The sequence below is a fragment of the Leifsonia sp. NCR5 genome, assembly GCF_002105485.1.
Taxonomy (GTDB): Bacteria; Actinomycetota; Actinomycetes; order Actinomycetales; family Microbacteriaceae; genus Leifsonia.
In genome coordinates this window covers 191,556-211,638 of the sequence record NZ_NCSR01000002.1, presented here as the reverse complement: position 1 = coordinate 211,638, position 20,083 = coordinate 191,556, and the positions used below count along the sequence as shown (strand labels likewise).

Here is a 20,083-nt window from a genome sequence, read left to right as displayed (position 1 = left end):
TGACATGTCCCGAGTACCGGCTAGTTCGACTTCGCCGTGATCCAGACGGTCAGCGCGACGATGGCGCCGAGTCCGAAGATCCAGAGGAAGAGACCCTCCGCGACCGGGCCGAGCGAACCGAGCTCGAAGCCGCCGGGCGACGGGTTGTTCTGGATGTACTTGAGGTACGTGATGATGTCGGCCTTGCCCTGGGGCGTGATGTTGAGGTCGTTGAACACGGGCATGTTCTGCGGACCGGTGACCATGGCCTCGTAGATGTGCTGGGCGCTCACGCCGGTGAGCGGGGGAGCGTACTTGCCCTCCGTGAGTGCACCACCGGCGCCGGCCACGTTGTGGCACATCGCGCAGTTGATGCGGAAGAGCTCGGCGCCGTTCGCGGCGTCGCCCTTGCCGTCGAGGTACTTCTGCTCCGGGATGGACGGGCCGGGAGCGAGGGAGGCGACGTACGCCGCGAGCTGCTTGACCTGCTCGTCGGTGAACTGGACCGGCTTCTCCGGGGCCTGCGGGCCCTGCATCTGCATCGGCATGCGGCCGGTGCCGACCTGGAAGTCGACGGAGGCGGCACCGACGCCGATGAGGCTCGGCGCGTTGACCGTTCCCTGGGCGTCGAGGCCGTGGCAGGTGGCGCAGTTCGACTGGAAGAGCTTCTTGCCCTGGTCGACCGTGTCCTGGGACGCTGCCTGGACCTGCTGGGTCTCTGCGGAGGCGGTGGTCGTGTTGAACGCCGCGTACGCGCCTCCGGTGAGGCCGAGGCCGACGGCGATCAGCGCGACGGTGGCGAGGGGATGACGACGGCCGCCCTTGCGGACTGTCTTCGTCTTGGTACGGATATTCGGACGCATGGTGGTGGGGTCAGCTCCTGTTGTTCTATCTGATGATGTAGATGACCGCGAACAGTCCGATCCACACGACGTCGACGAAGTGCCAGTAGTACGAGACGACGATGGCGCTCGTCGCCTCCTTGTGGCCGAAGGTCTTGACCGCGAACGCGCGGCCGATGACGAGGAGGAACGCGATGAGGCCGCCCGTGACGTGGAGGCCGTGGAAGCCGGTGGTCAGGTAGAACGCCGACCCGTATGCGTTGGAGCTGAGGGAGATGCCCTCGGAGACGAGCGTCGCGTACTCGAGGATCTGCCCGGAGACGAAGATCGCGCCGAGCGCGTATGAGAGCGTGAACCACTCGACCATGCCCCACTTGACCGGGCTCCAGCCGGTGGCACGGGGCTGCAGGCGCTCGGCCGCGAACACGCCGAACTGGCAGGTGAACGAACTGGCGACCAGGATGATCGTGTTCGTCAGCGAGTACGGGATGTTGAGGTGCGCCGTCTCGGCCGCCCACAGGTCGGGAGACGTCGACTTGAGGGTGAAGTAGATCGCGAACAAGCCCGCGAAGAACATGACCTCACTGCCCAGCCAGACAATGGTGCCGACGGCCACGACATTGGGCCGGTTGATCGTAGGCGCACTCGCCGTAGGAGATATTGAGGTGCTCGTCACGGTAACCATTATGGCTGAAAAGAAGCCGTGGTTTTCTCATCCGACAGGCCGGAATGGGGGTTAAATTTGGTTAGGACGCCCTAAATTCGCCGGTTCCACGCGGGTTGTCGCACCTGGTCGCCCGCTCAGTAGGATCGGTACATGTCGGAAATGCAGTCCTGGTCGTCCGTGCTCACCACGCTTCTCGCCGGAGAAGACCTCAGTGTGGCGGACGCGGCGTGGGCGATGGACCAGGTCATGACCGGCGAGGCGACGGAGGCCCAGGTCGCCGGATTCCTCATCGCGCTGCGTGCGAAAGGCGAGACCGTCGACGAGATCGTCGGGTTCCGGGATGCGATCCTCGACCACGCGGTCGCCCTCCCCGTCGACCCGATGGCTCTTGACATCGTCGGTACGGGAGGCGACAGATTCGGCACCGTGAACGTGTCGACCACCGCATCCATCGTCGCCGCCGCGGCCGGGGTGCCGGTGATCAAGCACGGGAACAGGGCGGCCAGCTCGTCCTCCGGGTCGTCCGACGTGCTCGCGGCGCTCGGGATCGACCTCACGCTTCCCGCGGAGAAGGTCGCCGAGGTGCTCGAACGCGCAGGGATCACCTTCGCCTTCGCGAGCGCCTTCCACCCCGGATTCGCCAATGCGGCGCCCGTGCGCGCTCAGCTCGGCGTCCCCACCGTCTTCAACTACCTCGGCCCGCTCTGCAACCCGGCCAGGCCGGAGGCGTCCGCCGTCGGCGTCGCGACGCTCGACCGCGTTCCCCTCTTCGTCGGCGTCTTCCAGACCAGAGGGGCGACGGCGCTGGTCTTCCGCGGGGACGACGGCCTCGACGAGCTGTCGACCACCGGCCACAGCCATGTCTGGGAGGTCTCCAGGGGCCTCGTCACTGAGCACGACATCGATCCGCGCGATCTGGGCATCCCGCGCGCGAAGATGAGCGATCTGCTCGGAAAGGACGCCGCGTACAACGCCGGCGTCGTACGTGCCGTGCTGGCGGGCGAGACAGGCCCCGTGCGCGACATCGTGTTGCTCAACGCGGCGGCAGGGCTCGTGGCATACGAGCTCGCGTCCGACCCGTCGAGGGTTCAGGAAGCCATCCTGGATCGGTTCCGTTCGCAAATGGCGATCGCCGCCGAAGCGATCGACTCCGGGGCTGCGGCCGCGAAGCTCGAGGAATGGATAGCGGCGACGCACTGACAGCAGTGGAAAGGGTTTCGATGAAGAAGCTCATCAACGGCGTACCCGACGTCGTGGACGAATCCCTCGACGGATTCGCCCGAGCTCACTCGGACATCGTGAAGGTGTCCCACGACCCGCGTTTCGTGTCCAGGGCCGACGGTCCTGTGCAGGGCAAGGTCGGCCTGGTCAGCGGCGGCGGAAGCGGTCACGAACCCCTCCACGCCGGATTCGTCGGCAAGGGGATGCTGGACGCCGCCGTCCCCGGCGAGGTCTTCACGTCCCCGACGCCCATGCCGATCGTCGAGGCCACCAAGGCGGCCGACGGCGGGGCCGGGGTGCTGCACATCGTCAAGAACTACACAGGGGACGTGCTGAACTTCGAGACGGCGGCCGACCTGGTCGCCGCAGAGGGCATCACGGTCACCTCGGTGGTCACCAACGACGACGTCGCCGTGCAGGACTCCCTGTACACGGCGGGCCGCCGCGGTGTGGCGGGAACCGTGCTCGTCGAGAAGATCGCCGGAGCCGCCGCCGAGCGAGGAGACGACCTCGCCGGGGTCACCGCCATCGCCGAGCGGGTGAACGCCAACGTCCGGTCGATCGGACTCGCGCTCTCCGCCGGTACGGTGCCGCACGCCGGAGAGCCGGGCTTCGACCTCGCGGACGACGAGATCGAGTTCGGTGTCGGCATCCACGGCGAGCCGGGCCGCGAGCGCGTGAAGGTGCAGCCGGCCGACGCCCTGGTGGACAGGATGATGGCGGCGATCCTCGACGATCTGCCGTTCTCCTCCGGCGACTCCGTGCTGCTGTTCGTCAACGGGATGGGCGGCACCCCGCTGTCCGAGCTGTACATCGTGTTCCGGCGCGCTGCACAGATCCTGGACGAACGCGGCATCACGCTCGGCCGTTCCCTCGTCGGCAGCCTGGTCACCTCGTTGGAGATGCAGGGCGCATCCATCTCGGTGCTGAAGCTGGACGACGAACTGACCGCCCTCTGGGATGCGCCGGTGCACACCGCCGCACTCCGCTGGGGACTCTAGAGAATCGACGAGGAGAGGAGGCGCTCATGGCGCTCGACACGAGCTGGGTGAAGGCCTGGATGACGGCCGCTGCGGCGGTCATCGCCGAGCACAAGCACGAGCTGAACACGCTCGACCGCGAGATCGGCGACGGCGACCACGGCGAGAACATGGATCGCGGCATGCACGCCGTGGTGGATGCGCTCGGGAAGCTGCCGGAGGACGCGACGCCGAACGCGGCGTTCCGGTCGATCGCCATGACCCTCATCTCCACCGTCGGCGGCGCATCCGGCCCGCTCTACGGCACGGCGTTCCTGAAGGCGGGCGACCCGATCGGCGACGCGACGGAGATCGACGCTGCGACGCTCGTCGCCGTGCTCGCCGCCGCCCGCGACGGCATCGTGTCGCGCGGAAAGGCCGAGGTCGGCGACAAGACCATGATCGACGCCTGGACGCCGGCGGTCGATGCTGCCCGGTCGGCGCAGGAGGCCGGGGCGTCTGCCGCCGACGTCCTGCGCGAGGCGGCGGACGCCGCAGAGGCCGGAGCCGTCGCGACCGAGCCGCTCGTCGCCCGCAAGGGGCGCGCGAGCTACCTCGGGGAGCGGTCGGCCGGGCACAGGGACCCCGGTGCGCAGTCGACCGCGCTCCTGCTGCGTGCTGCGGCGGAGGCGGCAGCCGATGACTGAGCGCGTCGGGATCGTGTTCGTCTCGCACAGCGTGCAACTGGCGGAGGGGGTCGTCGCCCTGGCCGGGCAGATGGCGCCGTCCGTGCGGTTCGTCGCTGCCGGCGGGACGGACGACGGCGGGATCGGGACGAGCTTCGCGAAGGTCAGTGCAGCGGTCGGCGATGCCGAGGCCGGGGCGGGGGTCGTGGTCATCAGCGACCTCGGCTCCGCTCTGCTGACGGCGGAGACGGTGCTCGACCTGCTCACCGACGAGCAGCGCGCGCAGGTGGCCGTTGTGGACGTGCCGTTCGTGGAGGGCGGTGTCGCCGCGGCCGTGGCCGCGGAGAGCGGCGCCGACCTGGCCGCCGTCGTCGCGGCGGCGGAGGACGCGCGGTCGGCGTGGGCGGAGGCGGCGTCGTCCGCATCCGGTGCTGCGCCAGCATCCGGTGCCGCGCCTGCATCCGGCGCACCCGCATCCGTCGCTGCCGCATCTGCCGAGCCGGGTGGCCGCTACGTGCGCGAGGTCGTCCTGCGCAACAAGGACGGACTGCACGCGAGGCCCGCCGCCGAGTTCGTGAAACTCGCGAACACCTTCGGCGCGTCCGTCACCGTCAACGGCAAGGATGCGAAGAGCCTGCTCGGCATCATGTCGCTCGGTCTCACGGCGGGAACGACGGCGGAGATCGCGTCCTCCGACGACGACGGCGTGCCCGCAGTGGATGCGCTGGCGGCCCTCATCGAGACCGGTTTCGGGGAGGCCTGATACCGGATAAATACATGTAATGACAGACCGCCCTCCTCGCGGCCAGAATGAAGCCAGTTCCCACCAGGGAGACAACCGAACAGCAGAGGAGGGCGGAGCGATGAGCTCACCCGCTACCACAGTCCCGACGACGGCAGCCAAGACGTCGTGGCTTCCGCTCATCGTGGTCGTGTTGACGCAGATCCAGGCGTCGTTCGCCGTCAACACCCTCACCGTCTCGATGCACGGGATCACCACCGACCTGCACATGGCCGCGACGTCGGTGGGCACGGCGATCACCGCCGGCACCTTCGCGATGGCGGCTTTCATCCTGCTCGGTGCGAAAGTGGGCGCGCGGTTCGGCACGCGGCGCGTGTTCCAGATCGCGGTCGTCATCCACGCGGTCGCGATGGCGGTGGTCGCGCTGAGCGTCACTCCGGCCATGCTATTCATCGCGCAGGCGGTCTCCGGCGCCGTGATCGCGCTCGTGGCCCCGGCGCTCACGGTGTTCATCGCCACCAACTACAAGCGCGAGCAGCAGGCGACCGCCATCGGACTCCTCGCCGCCGCCATCCCCGCCGCCGGTGTTCTCGCCCTCCTGATCGCCGGCACGTTCGCCTCCACCATCGGCTGGCGCTGGTCGTTCTGGCTGATCGTGGCGCTCGGCGTGATCAACTTCCTGCTCAGCTTCCGCTTCAAGGTCGTTCCGCCGCAGCGCGACCTCGCGATCGACTGGACCGGAGCGCTGATCGCCGCCGTGACGATCATCCTGCTGAGCTTCGGCTTCAGCGGCCTCGAGCCGTGGGGCGTCGTGCTCGCGACGGACGGAGCGCCGTTCACCATCCTCGGGCTGTCTCCGGCGCCCGTGCTGATCCTGCTCGGCCTCATCGGCGGCCAGCTCTTCTTCGTCTGGCTGCGCAAGCGACAGACGGAGAAGAAGCCGCGCATCTTCGACCTGCGCGTGCTCGCGACCGGTTCGGAGCGCGCCGTGACGATCTGCATGGGGACGATGCTCTTCGTCGGAACGGCCGCCAACTTCCTCATCCCGCTGTACATCCAGGTGGTTCAGGGCAGAAGCAGCTTCGAGACCTCGATCGCCGTCATCCCGTATACGCTGTCGATCTTCGTGGCCAGCACGTTCGTGGCGACCCTCTACAAGCGCTTCACGCCGCGGGTGCTCGCCCGGTTCGGCTTCATCGTGGTCGCGGCCGGGCTCGTGATCCTCGCGTTCAGCGTGCGGAACGAGTGGGAGCAGTTCGTGGTGGTGGTCGGGCTGATCGTGCTCGGTATCGGCCAAGGCTCGATCGTCGCCCTCGTCTTCAACACGCTGCTCTCCGCTGCCCCGAAGAAGCTCGCCGGGGATGTCGGAGCCTGGCGAGGGCTCGTGCACAACCTCTCCGGCAGTGTGGGGATCGCGGTGGCGAGCGTATTCGCGGTCGGGATCCTGGGCGGCCTGCTCTCGTCGAGCCTCGCCGACCACCCGACCCTGCCGCCTGCGCTGGTCTCGCAGGTGAACCTCGACGACGCCAACTTCGTCACCAACGATCACCTGAAGGACTTCCTGGCGACGAACACGGACGCGACACCCGCGCAGGTCGACGAGGCCGTCGCCGTGAACGCCGACGCGCGCCTCCGGGCGCTCAACATCTCGCTGCTCGGTCTCGCCGGTATCGCCCTCCTCGCGATCATCCCGGCGGGCAGGATGCCGGGACGTCGCCCCGGCGACCTGCCCGAGCAGCTCGAACCGTCCGATCCGGAAGACATCCAGTCCCCGGACGACCCCGTCGCCGAGCAGGGCGAAACCGTCACCACCCTCGCAACCTCGAAGGACTGAACCATGACTTCCAGCGCGTACAAACTCATCCCCGGCTCGTTCACCCCCGTGCCGTCGATCGTCCCCGAGCGCGTCGTCGACTTCGACGCCGTCTCCTCGTTCTCCTCCGACCTGGATGCGGTCGGCGTCACGGTCGGCTCCGACGGAGACGTGGATGCGTCCATCGGCCTCGGCAGGGACGCCCTCTCCCGCGCCGGCTTCGACGGGAAGGCCGGGCAGACGCTGCTGGTGCCGACCGGCTCGGCGCCGCTGCTCTACGCGATCGGCACCGGGGACGCCTCCGGGCTCGACGCGGACGCGCTGCGCGACGCGGCCGCCGCCTTCGCCCGCGCGGCGTCGTCGTCCGCGCGCGTCGGGCTGCGGCTGACCGACGTCGGCTCCGTGCCCGCCGAGCGCGTCGGACAGGTGGCGGCGGAGGGCGTGCTGCTCGCTCGCTACCGGTTCAGCGAGCTGAAGCGCGAGCCCAAGGTGACAGAGCTCACGGCGGTGGAACTGCTCGCCGACGGCGTGGACGCGTCTGGGGTGACGGCGGGCATCCCGGGCGGCGTCGTGAGCGCCCGGGGAGCGAACGTCGCCCGCGACCTGGCGAACACGCCTCCCGGCCACCTCACCGCCACCGACTTCGGCGACCTGGCGCTCTCCCTGGCCGAGCGATTCGGCATCGAGGTGGAGGTGTTCGACAAGCAGCAGCTGATCGAGCTCGGAACGGGTGGCCTGCTCGGGGTGAACGCGGGGAGCGCGGAGGAGCCGCGCATGATCAAGCTCCGGTACACCCCGAACGGCGAGCCGACCGGGCACCTGGCGATGGTCGGCAAGGGCATCATGTACGACTCGGGCGGCATCAGCCTCAAGCCGTCCGATCCGATGCACCTGCTGATGAAGATGGACATGGGAGGGGCTGCGGCGATCTTCGGCGCCTTCACGTCCCTCCGCGACCTGGGCTGCACCACGAGCGTGACCGCGTTCCTGATGTGCACGGACAACATGCCCTCCGGCAGCGCGTACAAGCTCGGCGACGTGCTCACCGCCCGCAACGGCACCACGATCGAGGTGAAGAACACGGATGCAGAGGGCAGGCTCGCGATGTGCGACGGACTGGCGCTCGCGGCCGAGGAGAAGCCGGATGCGATCGTGGACATCGCGACGCTCACCGGGGCGGCGCTGATGGCGCTCGGCCCGATCCGCGCCGCGCTGTTCGGAAACGACCAGGCGTTCGTCGACCAGGCCACCGCCGCAGCCACGGCAACGGACGAGAGGGTGTGGCAGCTGCCGCTGGAGAAGAAGTACCGCAAGGCGCTCGACTCCGACATCGCGGACATCGCCAACCTGGGCGGCCCGTTCGCGGGGGCGACGACGGCCGCGCTGTTCCTCAACGAGTTCGTCGACGGCGTGCCGTGGGCCCACCTCGACATCGCGGGCACGATGAACTCCGAGACGGACGACTCCTGGCGCTCCAAGGGTGCAACGGGCTTCGGCGCCCGCCTCCTGACCGACCTCGCGCTCGGCTTCCGTCCGGTCCGCTGACCCCCGGCGATCAGGGGAGGAGGGGGAGGGACATCTCGAGTTCTCGGGTGCTGGGGTCGAGCGGATACGGGACGGTGCTGCCGGTGAGCGCGAAGCCGCGGCGGGCGTAGAAGCGCTGGGCCGGGGTGTTGGCCTCGTGCACCTGCAGGAGCAGGCGCGAGCCGCGCGGGCGCGCCCAGGCGATCACCGCATCCAGAAGGGCGTCGGCCATGCCGTGGGCGCGGCCGCGGAACTCCGGCGTGATGTAGACGCCCACCAGGTGCGGGGCGGGAGCGCCGGTGGCGTGGAAGCCGCCCATCGTGCCGAGCCAGCGGCCGTCGTCGGCGACGGCGGCGAACAGGCGGCTCGTCGTCGTGGGGTTCGCCGCCCGGTTGCGCCAGTGCTCGTCCGGATGCGCGCGGGCGTGGTCGAGCGTCTCGAGGAACGCGATGGGTGTGTCTTCGAGCATCTCCAGCCGGAGGGCGCGGTATGCGCGCCAATCGTCCTCGACGCTCGCGCGCACCGTCCAGACGGTCATGCCTGCCCGGCGTCGCCGTTCGCCAGCAGCAGCTCGGCCTCGGCGAGCAGGATGGCCGTGCAGAGCCCGTCCAGCGCCGTCTCCAGCTCCGCGAGCGGAGGGAACGTCGGCGCGATCCGGATGTTCGTGTCGCGCGGGTCGTCGCCGTACGGGAAGGTCGCACCGGCGGGGGTGACAGCGATGCCGGCCTCCGCGGCGAGCTGCACCGCGCGCTTCGCGCAGCCGTCGAGCACGTCGAGGCTGACGAAGTATCCGCCCTTCGGCGCCGTCCAGGTGCCGCCGCCGTACGGCGCCAGACGACGCTCGAACGCACGGGACACGGCTTGGAACTTCGGTTCGAGGATGGCGCGGTGCTTCTCCATCTGCTCGGCCAGCCCGTCGGCGTCGCGGAGCAGCTGGACGTGACGCAGCTGGTTGATCTTGTCCGGGCCGATGCTCTGCGCCGACAGGTTGTGCAGCATCCACTCGACGTTGGCGGGCGAGCCGCCGGCGAACGCGACGCCCGCGCCGGGGAAGGTGACCTTGGACGTGGAGGCGAACACCAGAGGGCGGTCGGGGTTGCCGGCCTCTGCGGCCAGGGCGAGCACGTCGATCGGCGCCGGGCGCTCGTCGGTGAGGTGGTGCACGGCGTACGCGTTGTCCCAGAACAGGCGGAAGTCGGCCGCCGCGGGCAGCGAGACGAGGGCGCGGACGACCTCCTCCGAGTACACCGCCCCGCTCGGGTTCGAGTAGACGGGGACGCACCACATTCCCTTGATGCTGTCGTCGGTGGCGAGCAGGGCGGCCACCGCATCCACGTCGGGGCCGTCGTCGTTCAGCGGGACGGGGATGAGGCGGATGCCGTAGCGCTCGCAGATCGTGAAGTGCCTGTCGTAGCCGGGCACGGGGGCGAGGAAGCTGATCGGCTGGGCGCCCCACGGACGCTCGCCGCCCGGCACGCCGTGCAGCAGCGCCTGGACGATGACGTCGTGCATGACCGTGAGGCTGGCGTTCCCGAGCGCGAGGAGCTGCGGCACGGGAACCTGCATCGCGTCCGAGAAGATGGCGCGCAGCTCGGGCAGCCCCGCCGCTCCTCCGTAGTTGCGGAGGTCGGTGCCCGCCGCATCCCGGTACGCGCCGTCCGGCAGGTGCAGCAGGTCGTTCGAGAGGTCGAGCTGCTCGGCGGACGGCTTGCCGCGCGTGAGGTCGAGCTTCAGACCGGCGCTGCGCAGTTCGTCGTACGCCGCGGCGAATTCGGCGTGAGCGGCGCGGAGCGCGTCGGGGGACAGGGCAGCGAGGGCAGATGGCGCGGAAGTCACCATCCGATCGTAGCCGCGCCCGCAGTGGCGTGGGCCTCCCGCGGCGAGCGTGTGCGAACATCACAGGTGTGGCGGAAGATGTGAAGACGCGCGGCCGTTCGAGGCTGCGGATGAGCGCGGCGTTCCTGGTCGGTTTCATCGTGGCGATGATCACCGGGGTGCTCGGAGCATGGCCGTTCGCGGCGATCACCGGATGGGCAGCCGCCTGCGTGGTCTACATCGTCTGGGTGTGGGCCATCGTCTGGCGGATGGACGCGGACAAGACGCGCAGCCACGCGACCAGGGAGGATCCGGGCACCAGGACCTCCGACCTGCTGCTGCTGATCGCCAGCCTGGCCGGCGTCGTCGCCATCGTCTTCGTGCTGGTGGCCGCCCGGCAGGTGCACGGCGCCCCGCAGGCCTGGCTCGCGCTCCTCGCGATCGCCTCCGTCGGGCTGTCCTGGACGCTCGTGCACACCATCTACACGCTCCGGTACGCCCGGATGTATTACCACAACCCGGTCGGCGGCATCGACTTCAACCAGGAGGCGCCGCCCCGGTACAGCGACTTCGCCTATCTCTCGTTCACCCTCGGGATGACGTTCCAGGTGAGCGACACCAACATCGGCAACCCGCACATCCGGCGTGCCATCCTGCGGCACACGCTGCTGTCGTACCTGTTCGGCTCCGTGATCCTGGCGACGACCGTGAATCTGGTGGCCGGGCTCACCTGATCCAGTGGACGAAGCGGTAGCGCATCCCGTTCGCCGCTGTCAGCCAGTCCTCCCGCTCGACGGTCCAGCCGGTCGGATCGAGTTCCGGCGCCCAGGTGTCCCCGTCGACGGCGATGTCGATCTCGGTGACCTCGATGCGGTCTGCGGTCTGCGCGGTGAGCGCGAACAGCTCGGAGCCGCCGATCACCCAGGTGGTCGCATTGGGGGAGGCGGCCAGCGCCTCGTCGATGCTGTGCGCGACGACGGCGCCGGGCGACGACCAGTCGGCCTGACGGGTGACCACGATGTTCGTGCGGCCGGGGAGCGGACGGAACCGTTCCGGCAGCGACTCCCAGGTGCGCCTGCCCATCACGACGGTGTCGTCGCCGGTGAGGGCGCGGAAGTGCTTCAGGTCTTCCGGCAGGTGCCAGGGCATGGCGCCGCCGGAGCCGATCACGCGGTCGTGCGCCTCGGCCCAGATGAGCGCGACCGTCATACGGCGACCAGCGCCCGGATGGCCGGGTGGTGCTGGTAGTCCTCGATCACGAAGTCCTCGTAGCGGTAGTCGAAAATGCTCTCCGGCTTCCTGGCGAACCGCAGCGTCGGTGCGGGGTACGGGTCGCGGGACAGCTGCTCCTCCACTTGGGCGACGTGGTTGTCGTAGATGTGGACGTCACCGCCCGTCCAGACGAACTCTCCGGGCTCCAGGCCGACCTGCTGGGCGACCATCATCGTGAGCAGCGCGTAGCTGGCGATGTTGAACGGCACGCCGAGGAACATGTCTGCGCTGCGCTGGTAGAGCTGGCAGGAGAGCTTGCCGTCCGCGACGTAGAACTGGAAGAAGGCGTGACAGGGCGCGAGCGCCATCTGCGGGATGTCCGCGACGTTCCAGGCGGACACGATGATGCGGCGGGAGTCCGGGTCGCTGCGGAGGGTGTCGATCACCTGGCTGATCTGGTCGATGTGGCTGCCGTCGGGGGCCGGCCAGGATCGCCACTGCACGCCGTAGACCGGTCCGAGCTCGCCCTGCTCGTCTGCCCACTCGTCCCAGATGGTGACGCCGTTCTCGCGCAGCCAGCCCACGTTGCTGTCGCCGCGGAGGAACCAGAGCAGTTCGTAGGCGATCGACTTGAAGTGCACCCGCTTGGTGGTGATCAGCGGGAAGCCGTCCGCGAGGTCGAATCGCAGCTGGCGGCCGAACACGCTGCGCGTTCCCGTGCCCGTGCGATCGGACTTCTGGGCGCCGTTCGCGAGCACGTCGCGCAGCAGGTCTTCGTACGGTGTCTCGATCGTCTCGCTCATCGAGTAGATCGTAGCCCCGAACCGGCGTGTGGACCTGTCACATCGCTAGGCTTTCGTCATGGAAGGCGACGAGGTCGAACCGGACCCCGGCTCCCTCACCGACGACGAGGTGAAGGAGCTCGTCGGCCACGACCTGGCTGCCCACGACACGCTCGCGGCGATCGAGCACCTGGAGAGCGTGCTGGTGGCCCGCGCGACCGCCGCGATCCCGATCCAATACCCGCCGAATGCCGAAGCCGACATCGGCACCGACGCCGAAGAGCTGTCGGACACCGACGGCCTCCCCACCCAGCTCATCAGCTTCGACGACCTCCCCACTCCGCGTGTCGAGCCCGGCGCCCAGCCGACCTTCAGCGCGTGGATCGCACCGTCCGCGCGGGTTCCGCCCGCCGAGCAGCGGAGGCCGGAGCCGCTCGATCTCGTGCCTCTCGAACTCGCGCCGCGGGACTCGGAGCCCGTGCCCGTCGTGCCGCTCGCCCCGCTGCCTGTCGAGCATCCGGATGCGCTGAGCCTGGACTCCGTGCCGCTCCCGCTCGTCGGCACCGGCGCCATCGCCGCCCACGACCTCGGCGTCGCAGGCCCGGTCGGCGACGCCGTCGACGACGACCTGGTGGACGACGCCGACGACGTGCGCCTGCCAACCGGATCGCTCGCGGCTCCGGTGGCGAGCGCGCGGGTGGCGACCGGGGAGCGCATCCTGTTCGGCGACGAACCCGTGCCCGCCCCTCCGTTCGAGGTGGAGGACGCCGACCTGCGGCCGACGCCGGTGGAGCGGCGGGTGGGGCGCGCATCCCGGCTCTTCTGGCTGTGGTTCGCGGCGACGTCGTCGCTGATCAGCGTCGGCGTCGGTGCGACCCTCTTCACCCTGGGTCTCAGTCTGCGGCAGATGCTGGTCGCCACGCTGGTCGGGGTGGCGCTGTCGTTCTTGCCGCTCGGACTCGGCACGCTCGCCGGGAAGTGGAGCGGGCAGCCGACGATGGTGGTGTCCCGGGCGACGTTCGGCCTGCGCGGGAACGTGGTGCCGGCAGCCCTCGCGCTGCTCACCAGGCTGTTCTGGGGCGCCGTGCTGCTGTGGCTGGCCGGAGCGTCTGCCGGCACGCTGTTCACCGCGGAGGGCTGGGCGGCCGACCCCGTGCTGCCGACGACGGCGGGCATCGTGGTGACGATCGGCGCGGCGCTCGCGGTCGCATACTTCGGCTACGCGCTCGTCGCGCGCGTGCAGCTGGTGCTGACCATCGCATCCGGTGTACTCATCGTCGTGATGGTGGCCGTCACCTGGCGCTTCGTCGACCTGCCGACCGCGCTCGCCGCGCCCGACGCGATCTGGCTGAGGGCCATCACCGGCGCCGTGCTCGTCTTCAGCTACCTCGGGCTCGCCTGGGCGAACAGCAGCGCCGACGTCGCCCGCTACCAGCGGCCGACCTCGTCGGGTGCGACGGGGATGCTCTGGGCCACCTTCGGGGCCGCCCTCCCGCCGTTCGTCCTCATCTCGTACGGCGGCCTGCTCGCCGCGTCGAACAGGGCGCTCGCCGAGGACTTCGCGAGCAACCCGGTGAGCGCGTTCTCCCGGCTCGGCCTCCCGGGCTGGTATCCCGTGCCGCTGCTGCTCGCCGTCGGCCTCGGCCTGATCTCGGGGCTCGTGCTGAACATCTACTCCGGCGGGTTCACCCTGGAGGCGCTGGGCGCTCGCCTGGGCAGGAGATGGAGCACGGTCGCCGTCGGCGGCGCCATCGCGCTCGCCGGGTTCGTGCTCGCCGCGACCGTGAGCGACCTGTCCAGCGTCGTCCGGAGCCTGCCGACGACGCTCGCCGTCCCTGTCGCCGCGTGGGCGGGGCTGTTCGTCGCGGAGATGATGCTGCGCACCCGGCGCTTCCACCAGCCGTCCCTGTTGCACGCCGGCGGAGCGTACCCGGACTGGCGCTGGACCAACCTCGGGATGCTCGCCGCAGCCACCGTGGTCGGCCTCGGCCTGATCTCGTCCGACCTGCCGTGGCTGCGCTGGGAGGGTTACCTGTTCCGGCTGTTCGGCGTGGCACCGGGCAGCGACCTCGGCATGACGGACATCGGTGTCGTGGTCGCACTCGGCATCGGCCTGCTGACCCCGATCGTCGCCGGTGTGCCTGCGCTCCGCCGGCAGGAGGACTCCATCGACACCGCGGCGCTGTCCCTCGGCAAGTAGGCTCTATCCCGTGCCCCATACGCTTGCTTCCGTCCGCGAGACCGTCGAGCGGCTCTGGCCGCTCTCCGGAGCAGAGGCATGGGATGCGCCCGGTCTCGTCGCCGGAGATCCGGCAGCGCCCGTCGAGCGCATCCTGCTCGCCGTCGATGCGGTCTCCGCGACCGTCGAGGAGGCCGTCGACGGGGGAGCGGACCTGCTGCTCACCCACCACCCCCTGCTGCTGCGCGGCGTGACGAGCGTGGCGGAGGACAGGTACAAGGGCGCGATCCTCGCACGGCTGATCAAGGCGGACTGCGCCCTGATCGCGGCGCACACCAACGTCGACGTCGTCGCCGACGGCACCTCCGCTGTGCTCGCTTCGCTGCTCGGGCTCACTGCCACGACGCCGATCGCGCCGTCGGCCGGCGGAGCGGGCGACACCGGCATCGGCAGGATCGGGACGCTCGCGGAGCCGACGACGCTCGGCGCGCTCGCCCGGCGCCTCGCCGAGATCCTGCCCGCCACAGCGGGCGGCATCCGGGCGGCGGGCGACTACCAGCAGCCGGTCAGCACCGTCGCCGTCTGCGGAGGAGCAGGAGACTCGCTGCTCGGCACGGACGCGGTGCGCGCCGCCGACGTCTACATCACTGCAGACCTCCGCCACCACCCGGCGTCCGAGGCGCGCGAGCAGGCGGCCATCGGAGGGGGGCCTGCCCTCCTCGACGTCTCCCACTGGGCGAGCGAGTGGCTGTGGCTCGACACGGCAGCCGAGCAGCTCAGGCGGGAACTGCCCGGCGTCGTCGTCGAGGTCAGCGACCTGCGAACAGACCCGTGGGACTTCGCGATCCTCCAGTGATCGCGCCCCCACGCACACACCAGCCATCCACAGAGAGCGGACAACCGTGAAAGCCAGCCCCACCGACCAGAACGAGCTCCTTCGCCTCCAGACGGCGGACACCCGCCTGAACCAGCTCAACCACGTCGCCAAGAACCTCCCGCAGCTCGCCGAGCTCGCAGCGCTGCAGCCCGACGTGGATGCGCTCCGCACCCGCTGGATCGCCCGCACAGGCGAACTCGAGGACTCCCGCGCAGAACTGAAGCGCGTCGAATCCGATGTCGCCGTCGTCGAGGCGCGCATGGAACGCGACAGCGGACGCCTGCAGCAGACCTCCTCGACCAAGGACGTGCAGGCGCTCGAAGCCGAACTGACCGCGCTCGGCAAGCGCCGCGACGACCTCGAGGAGATCGAGCTTACGGTGATGGAGCGCGTCGAGGAGCAGGAGGCGGCCCTCGCCGCCGTCGAGGCGGAGCGCGCGGAGCTCGACAGCAGGGTCCAGGCGCTGGAGGCGGCCAAGGCCGACGAGCTGGCGAAGGTGGATGCGCAGCGCACGGCCCTCGCGAAGGACAGGGAGGCCATCGTGTCCGGCATCCCCGCCGACCTGGTCGAGCTCTACGAGAAGCAGCGCGCCCGCTACGGCATCGGAGCGGCCCTGCTCGTGCGCGGCGTCTCGATGGGCAGCAACGTGAAGCTCACCGAATCCGACCTGTCCGTCATCCGCCGCGCGGCGGACGACGACGTCGTGCTCTGCCCGGACAGCGGCGCCATCCTGATCAGGAACGAGGAGTCCGGCCTCTAGCCGCTGCGATAGTCTGGAGTCGAATGGGCCGGCAAGACGGTCGCGTCGGTCTGCTTCGGCAGGCCGCCGAGGAACGTCCGGGCTCCACAGAGCAGGGCGGTGGGTAACACCCACCCGGGGCAACCCGCGAGACAGTGCCACAGAGAACAGACCGCCACGGGATGCGACCTTCGGGTCGTTTCCGCGGTAAGGGTGAAACGGTGGGGTAAGAGCCCACCAGCGACCGGGGTGACCCGGCCGGCTCGGTAAACCTCGCCCGGAGCAAGGTCAGACAGGAAACGTTGAGGCTGCTCGCCGAGTTTCCGGGTAGACCGCTAGAGGGCGGCGGTAACGTCGTCCCGAGATAGATGGCCGTCCACGGTGTTCACGCACCAGGACAGAACCCGGCGTAACAGCCGGCCCATTCCTCCACCGGAATGCCCAACCGGAACACTCGAGGGGACGGATCGAGGCAGGGTGACAGCGAAGCAGCCGAACACCAGACGGATCGCCGAGACGGCGAGTGCCCTCACGGCGCTCGTGATCGTGCTCGTCGCGATCGGCTACTGGTTCTGCGTCTGGTTCTTCTTCACCATGCCGTCGTTCGTGACGCCTCCCGTCGACTCGTTCGAGTTCGCCGCCCGCGCCGACATGTTCCAGAGCGCCGTCGGCAACCTCGTCTACTGGGTGGCCGCGTTCGCGGTGACGCTGGGACTCGCGCTGCTCACCACCGTCGCCGGGGTGCGCGCGGTGCAGATGCTGTGGCAGTGCACACCGGATGCACTGATCGTCGACAGGGTGGACGACACCGACCCGGCGACCACCGTGGCGAAGCTCGATCTGAACCGGCCGGGTCAGTCCGGGTCCGGCACGAACCGGTAGCCCATCCCCGGCTCGGTCAGCAGATACCGCGGGTGCGCGGGCTCGGGTTCCAGCTTTTTGCGCAGCTGCGCCAGGTAGAGCCGCAGGTAGCCGGTGTCGCTCGTGTACTGCGGCCCCCAGACCTGCGTCAGCAACGCCTGCCGGGTGACGAGCCTCCTCGGGTTGCGCACGAGCACGTCGAGGATCGCCCACTCCGTCGGGGTCAGCCGCACGGGCTCCTCCGCGCCGCCGGTGCGCCTGGTCACCTGCCGGGCGGCCAGGTCGACGGCGATGTCGCCGAAGGTGACGACCGGCTCGTCCGTCGACGGGGTCTGCCGCCTGGTCAGCGCCCGGATGCGCGCGAGCAGCTCGTCGGCGGCGAACGGCTTGGTGACGTAGTCGTCCGCGCCGGCGTCCAGCGCATCCACTTTGTCGGCGGAGTCCGTGCGACCGGAGACCACGAGGATGGGCACGGACGTCCAGCCGCGCAGCCCCTGGATCACCTCGATGCCGTTGAGCTCGGGCATCCCGAGGTCGAGCATCACCAGGTCCGGGTGGTGCTCGACGGCCTGGCTGAGCGCCTCCGCCCCGTTCGTGGCCACGCTGACCTCGTAGCCGCGGGCGGTCAGCAGGATGCGCAGCGCCCGGAGGATCTGCTGGTCGTCGTCGGCGATCAGGATTCTCACGCTGGCTCTCCTCCGTGCTGCACGGTGGACGCGACGGGAAGCGCCACCACCATCGTCAAACCGCCGCCCGGGGTGTCCTCCACCTCGAGCGTTCCGTCCATCCCCTCCACGAAGCCCTTGGAGAGTGCGAGTCCCAGCCCGATGCCGGTGTCGTTGTCGGTGTCCCCGAGCCGCTGGAACGGGACGAAGACGGCGTCGCGGCGCTCGCCGGGGATGCCGGGCCCGTGGTCGATCACGCGCACCTGCACGCGGCCGCCGAACTCGCTGGCCGCGATCACCGGGCGCGCATCGGCCGGGCTGAACCGGATGGCGTTGCCGAGCAGGTTGACGAGCACGCGCTGCAGCAGCACGCCGTCGGCGGCGACCGGCGGCAGGGTGTCCGGCAGGTCTAACTCCACGTCGGCGGGTCCGACGCCCAGTTCGTCGAGCGCGGCGGGCACGACGTCGTCGATGTCGGTCGGCGCGAGCGAGACCGCCAGCACTCCCGCCTGCACCCGGCTTACGTCGAGCAGGTTGGTGACGAGCTGGGCCAGGTTGCCGAGGCTGTCCTCCGCGGTCTCGAGCAGCGCATCCCTGTCGGCTCCTGCAAGGGTGATGTCGGTCTGCCGGAGGGTGGTGACGGCGGCCGTCGCCGCGGCGAGGGGGCGACGGAGATCGTGGCCGACGGCGGCGAGCAGGGCGCTGCGCACCCGGTCCGCCTGGGCGAGCGGGCCGAGTTCGCTGGCCGTCGCCTGCAGGTCGCGGTGCTCCAGGGCGGCGTCGAGCTGGGCGACGATCGCGGCGAGCAGCCGCCGGTCGCCCGCTTCGAGTGTCCGCCCGGAGAGTTCGAGGGTTCCGCGGGTGCCGACCGGGATGCTCTGGGTGTGCTCGTCGTCGGACGGCTCCCCATCGGTGGAGACGACGTCCTCGCCGTCGAGCAGGCGCACCCCGGAGAGCCCGAACGCCTCCCTGGTGCGGGTGACCAGCGCCTGCAGCGCGTTCTCCCCGCGGATGACCCCGCCGGCCACGGTCGCGAGCAGTTCGGCCTCCGCCGCCGCGCGCTTCGCCGCCCTGCTCCTGCGGGCGGCCTGGTCGACCACCAGGCTGACGAGCGCGGCGATCACCAGGTAGAGCACCAGTGCAAGCAGGTGCAGCGGCTCGCTGATGGTGATCGTGTAGAGCGGTGCCACGAAGAAGAAGTCGAGGGTGATCCCGGACAGCAGGGCGGCGAACAGCGCGGGCCAGATGCCGCCGACGAGCGCGACGATCACCACCAGCAGCTGATACGCGAGCACGTCGCTCGTCATCGAGTCCGACGAACGCATGCTGGTGAGCAGCCAGGTCAGTAGCGGACCGCCGACGAGGGCGAGCGCGAACCCGTAGACCTGCCGCCGAGCGGTGAGGCCGCCCCGGATGCGCGGCAGCGAGAACCGGCCGCCGGCCCGCGCGTGCGACACGATGTGCACGTCGATGTCGCCGGATTCCCTGATCACGGTCGACCCGATCCCCGGACCGGTCAGCAGCGCGGCGAGTCTGCTGCGGCGGCTGACGCCGATGACCAGCTGCGTCGCGTTCTCTCCACGCGCGAACTCGACCAGCGCGCGCGGGATGTCGCTGCCGACCACCTGGTGGTAGCTGCCGCCCAGCTGCTCGACCAGTGCCCGCTGCGCCGCGAGCGCTCCGGGAGTGGCCTCGCGGAGGCCGTCCTGGCTGGTCACGTGCACGGCCAGCAGTTCGCCGCCCGCCGACCGAGCGGCGATCCTCGCGCCGCGGCGCAGCAGGGTGTCGCCCTCCGGACCACCGGTGAGCGCGACCACCACGCGCTCCCTGGCCTCCCAGGTGCCCGCGATGCCGTGCTCGGCCCGGTACTGCTGCAGCGCGCTGTCGACCTCGTCGGCCAGCCAGAGCAGCGCCAGCTCCCGGAGTGCGGTGAGGTTGCCGAGCCGGAAGTAGTTGGAGAGCGCAGCGTCGATGCGGGCGGCCGGATAGACCTCGCCGTCGGCGAGCCGGTCGCGCAGCGCCTGCGGCGCCAGGTCGACCACCTCGATCTGGTCGGCGCGGCGGAGCACGGCATCCGGGATCGTCTCCCGCTGCTGGGCGCCGGTGATCTGTTCCACCACGTCGTTCAGCGACTCGATGTGCTGGATGTTCACGGTCGACATCACGTCGATACCCGCGGCGAGCAGGGCATCCACGTCCTGCCAGCGCTTCTCGTGCTCCGAGCCGGGCGCGTTGGTGTGGGCGAGCTCGTCGACCAGCGCGAGCTGCGGGGCGCGCGCGATGACCGCATCCAGGTCGAGCTCGGTCAGCTCGACGCCGCGGTGCTCGACGGTGCGGCGCGGAACGACCTCCAGGCCGTCGAGCATGCCGGCCGTCGCCGCGCGGCCGTGGGTCTCGACGACGGCGACCACCACGTCCTTGCCGAGCGCCAGCAGCCGCTTGCCCTCTTCGAGCATCGCGTACGTCTTGCCGACGCCCGGCGCGGCGCCGAGCATCACCCGCAGGTGGCCACGTGGCATT

General features: G+C 70.1%; 19 protein-coding genes and 1 other RNA gene. 12 read left to right on the top strand and 8 right to left on the bottom strand.

All coding sequences use genetic code 11. The annotated features are described in order from the left end of the window. Positions 1-20: 20 nt before the first annotated feature. Together B7438_RS03005 and B7438_RS03000 are read right to left on the bottom strand one after the other, a co-directional pair. On the bottom strand, positions 21-842 hold the full coding sequence (locus B7438_RS03005; protein ID WP_085367918.1) for a cytochrome c: 822 nt from the start codon (positions 840-842) through the stop codon (positions 21-23). Positions 843-867: 25 nt separating this feature from the next. After that, entirely contained in the window at positions 868-1,506 is a 639-nt protein-coding gene (locus B7438_RS03000) for a heme-copper oxidase subunit III (RefSeq protein WP_179150703.1), read from the bottom strand. A gap of 132 nt (positions 1,507-1,638) precedes the next feature. Between B7438_RS03000 and trpD the strand changes: the two genes are divergently transcribed. From trpD to B7438_RS02970, 6 genes are all read left to right on the top strand, one after another. Beyond that, positions 1,639-2,688 (top strand): anthranilate phosphoribosyltransferase, encoded by a 1,050-nt coding sequence (gene trpD / locus B7438_RS02995; RefSeq protein WP_085367914.1) that lies wholly within the window; start codon positions 1,639-1,641, stop codon positions 2,686-2,688. Positions 2,689-2,708: 20 nt separating this feature from the next. Further along, positions 2,709-3,710 (top strand): dihydroxyacetone kinase subunit DhaK, encoded by a 1,002-nt coding sequence (gene dhaK / locus B7438_RS02990; protein ID WP_085367911.1) that lies wholly within the window; start codon positions 2,709-2,711, stop codon positions 3,708-3,710. A gap of 26 nt (positions 3,711-3,736) precedes the next feature. Further along, entirely contained in the window at positions 3,737-4,375 is a 639-nt protein-coding gene (gene dhaL / locus B7438_RS02985; RefSeq protein ID WP_085367909.1) for a dihydroxyacetone kinase subunit DhaL, read from the top strand. After that, on the top strand, positions 4,368-5,117 hold the full coding sequence (gene dhaM / locus B7438_RS02980) for a dihydroxyacetone kinase phosphoryl donor subunit DhaM (protein WP_085367907.1): 750 nt from the start codon (positions 4,368-4,370) through the stop codon (positions 5,115-5,117). Before dhaL ends, dhaM begins: the two co-directional genes overlap by 8 nt. A 100-nt stretch (positions 5,118-5,217) precedes the next feature. Next, on the top strand, positions 5,218-6,930 hold the full coding sequence (locus tag B7438_RS02975; RefSeq protein ID WP_085367905.1) for an MFS transporter: 1,713 nt from the start codon (positions 5,218-5,220) through the stop codon (positions 6,928-6,930). A gap of 3 nt (positions 6,931-6,933) precedes the next feature. Beyond that, on the top strand, positions 6,934-8,454 hold the full coding sequence (locus B7438_RS02970) for a leucyl aminopeptidase (RefSeq protein ID WP_085367903.1): 1,521 nt from the start codon (positions 6,934-6,936) through the stop codon (positions 8,452-8,454). 10 nt (positions 8,455-8,464) lie between these two features. On the opposite strand, the gene B7438_RS02965 is transcribed toward B7438_RS02970, so the two are convergent. Together B7438_RS02965 and B7438_RS02960 are read right to left on the bottom strand one after the other, a co-directional pair. Beyond that, the gene (locus tag B7438_RS02965) at positions 8,465-8,971 is read right to left on the bottom strand and encodes an N-acetyltransferase (protein ID WP_085367901.1); all 507 of its coding nucleotides are present in this window, start codon (positions 8,969-8,971) and stop codon (positions 8,465-8,467) included. Then, positions 8,968-10,272, bottom strand: a complete 1,305-nt coding sequence (locus tag B7438_RS02960; RefSeq protein WP_085367900.1) for an aminotransferase class I/II-fold pyridoxal phosphate-dependent enzyme — start codon at positions 10,270-10,272, stop codon at positions 8,968-8,970. Before B7438_RS02960 ends, B7438_RS02965 begins: the two co-directional genes overlap by 4 nt. Positions 10,273-10,379: 107 nt before the next feature. On the opposite strand from B7438_RS02960, the gene B7438_RS02955 reads away from it, so the two are divergent. Continuing rightward, positions 10,380-10,982 carry a DUF1345 domain-containing protein gene (locus B7438_RS02955; RefSeq protein ID WP_085367898.1) on the top strand — a complete coding sequence of 201 codons (603 nt, stop codon included), beginning with the start codon at positions 10,380-10,382 and terminating at the stop codon, positions 10,980-10,982. On the opposite strand, the gene B7438_RS02950 is transcribed toward B7438_RS02955, so the two are convergent. Both B7438_RS02950 and B7438_RS02945 read right to left on the bottom strand, forming a co-directional pair. Continuing rightward, on the bottom strand, positions 10,975-11,457 hold the full coding sequence (locus tag B7438_RS02950; RefSeq protein ID WP_085367897.1) for a dihydrofolate reductase: 483 nt from the start codon (positions 11,455-11,457) through the stop codon (positions 10,975-10,977). The genes B7438_RS02955 and B7438_RS02950 overlap by 8 nt on opposite strands. Then, entirely contained in the window at positions 11,454-12,263 is an 810-nt protein-coding gene (locus B7438_RS02945; protein ID WP_085367895.1) for a thymidylate synthase, read from the bottom strand. Before B7438_RS02945 ends, B7438_RS02950 begins: the two co-directional genes overlap by 4 nt. Before the next feature lie 58 nt (positions 12,264-12,321). Between B7438_RS02945 and B7438_RS02940 the strand changes: the two genes are divergently transcribed. The 5 genes from B7438_RS02940 to B7438_RS02920 all read left to right on the top strand — a co-directional run bounded on the left by B7438_RS02940 (position 12,322) and on the right by B7438_RS02920 (position 16,919). Then, the gene (locus B7438_RS02940) at positions 12,322-14,442 is read left to right on the top strand and encodes a cytosine permease (protein WP_085367893.1); all 2,121 of its coding nucleotides are present in this window, start codon (positions 12,322-12,324) and stop codon (positions 14,440-14,442) included. Positions 14,443-14,452: 10 nt separating this feature from the next. Continuing rightward, entirely contained in the window at positions 14,453-15,277 is an 825-nt protein-coding gene (locus tag B7438_RS02935; protein ID WP_085367891.1) for a Nif3-like dinuclear metal center hexameric protein, read from the top strand. Positions 15,278-15,323: 46 nt separating this feature from the next. Next, positions 15,324-16,058 carry a zinc ribbon domain-containing protein gene (locus B7438_RS02930; protein WP_085367889.1) on the top strand — a complete coding sequence of 245 codons (735 nt, stop codon included), beginning with the start codon at positions 15,324-15,326 and terminating at the stop codon, positions 16,056-16,058. Between the two features lie 24 nt (positions 16,059-16,082). Continuing rightward, positions 16,083-16,465, top strand: an RNA gene (rnpB, locus tag B7438_RS02925) — RNase P RNA component class A. Positions 16,466-16,514: 49 nt separating this feature from the next. Beyond that, positions 16,515-16,919, top strand: coding sequence for a hypothetical protein (locus B7438_RS02920; protein ID WP_085367887.1), 405 nt, complete (start codon positions 16,515-16,517; stop codon positions 16,917-16,919). On the opposite strand, the gene B7438_RS02915 is transcribed toward B7438_RS02920, so the two are convergent. Next, entirely contained in the window at positions 16,892-17,584 is a 693-nt protein-coding gene (locus tag B7438_RS02915; protein WP_085367885.1) for a response regulator, read from the bottom strand. The genes B7438_RS02920 and B7438_RS02915 overlap by 28 nt on opposite strands. Beyond that, positions 17,581-20,082, bottom strand: a complete 2,502-nt coding sequence (locus B7438_RS02910; protein ID WP_085367883.1) for a DUF4118 domain-containing protein — start codon at positions 20,080-20,082, stop codon at positions 17,581-17,583. Before B7438_RS02910 ends, B7438_RS02915 begins: the two co-directional genes overlap by 4 nt. Position 20,083: the final 1 nt, after the last annotated feature.

Coding starts and splice junctions, on each gene's coding strand:
- B7438_RS02965 (WP_085367901.1), bottom strand. CDS start 8,971: ATGACCGTCTGGACGGTGCGCGCGAGCGTCGAGGACGATTGGCGCGCA.
- B7438_RS02975 (WP_085367905.1), top strand. CDS start 5,218: ATGAGCTCACCCGCTACCACAGTCCCGACGACGGCAGCCAAGACGTCG.
- trpD (WP_085367914.1), top strand. CDS start 1,639: ATGTCGGAAATGCAGTCCTGGTCGTCCGTGCTCACCACGCTTCTCGCC.
- B7438_RS02945 (WP_085367895.1), bottom strand. CDS start 12,263: ATGAGCGAGACGATCGAGACACCGTACGAAGACCTGCTGCGCGACGTG.
- B7438_RS02940 (WP_085367893.1), top strand. CDS start 12,322: ATGGAAGGCGACGAGGTCGAACCGGACCCCGGCTCCCTCACCGACGAC.
- B7438_RS02950 (WP_085367897.1), bottom strand. CDS start 11,457: ATGACGGTCGCGCTCATCTGGGCCGAGGCGCACGACCGCGTGATCGGC.
- dhaM (WP_085367907.1), top strand. CDS start 4,368: ATGACTGAGCGCGTCGGGATCGTGTTCGTCTCGCACAGCGTGCAACTG.
- B7438_RS02955 (WP_085367898.1), top strand. CDS start 10,380: ATGAGCGCGGCGTTCCTGGTCGGTTTCATCGTGGCGATGATCACCGGG.
- B7438_RS02970 (WP_085367903.1), top strand. CDS start 6,934: ATGACTTCCAGCGCGTACAAACTCATCCCCGGCTCGTTCACCCCCGTG.
- dhaK (WP_085367911.1), top strand. CDS start 2,709: ATGAAGAAGCTCATCAACGGCGTACCCGACGTCGTGGACGAATCCCTC.
- dhaL (WP_085367909.1), top strand. CDS start 3,737: ATGGCGCTCGACACGAGCTGGGTGAAGGCCTGGATGACGGCCGCTGCG.
- B7438_RS02910 (WP_085367883.1), bottom strand. CDS start 20,082: ATGCCACGTGGCCACCTGCGGGTGATGCTCGGCGCCGCGCCGGGCGTC.
- B7438_RS03000 (WP_179150703.1), bottom strand. CDS start 1,506: ATGGTTACCGTGACGAGCACCTCAATATCTCCTACGGCGAGTGCGCCT.
- B7438_RS02960 (WP_085367900.1), bottom strand. CDS start 10,272: ATGGTGACTTCCGCGCCATCTGCCCTCGCTGCCCTGTCCCCCGACGCG.
- B7438_RS03005 (WP_085367918.1), bottom strand. CDS start 842: ATGCGTCCGAATATCCGTACCAAGACGAAGACAGTCCGCAAGGGCGGC.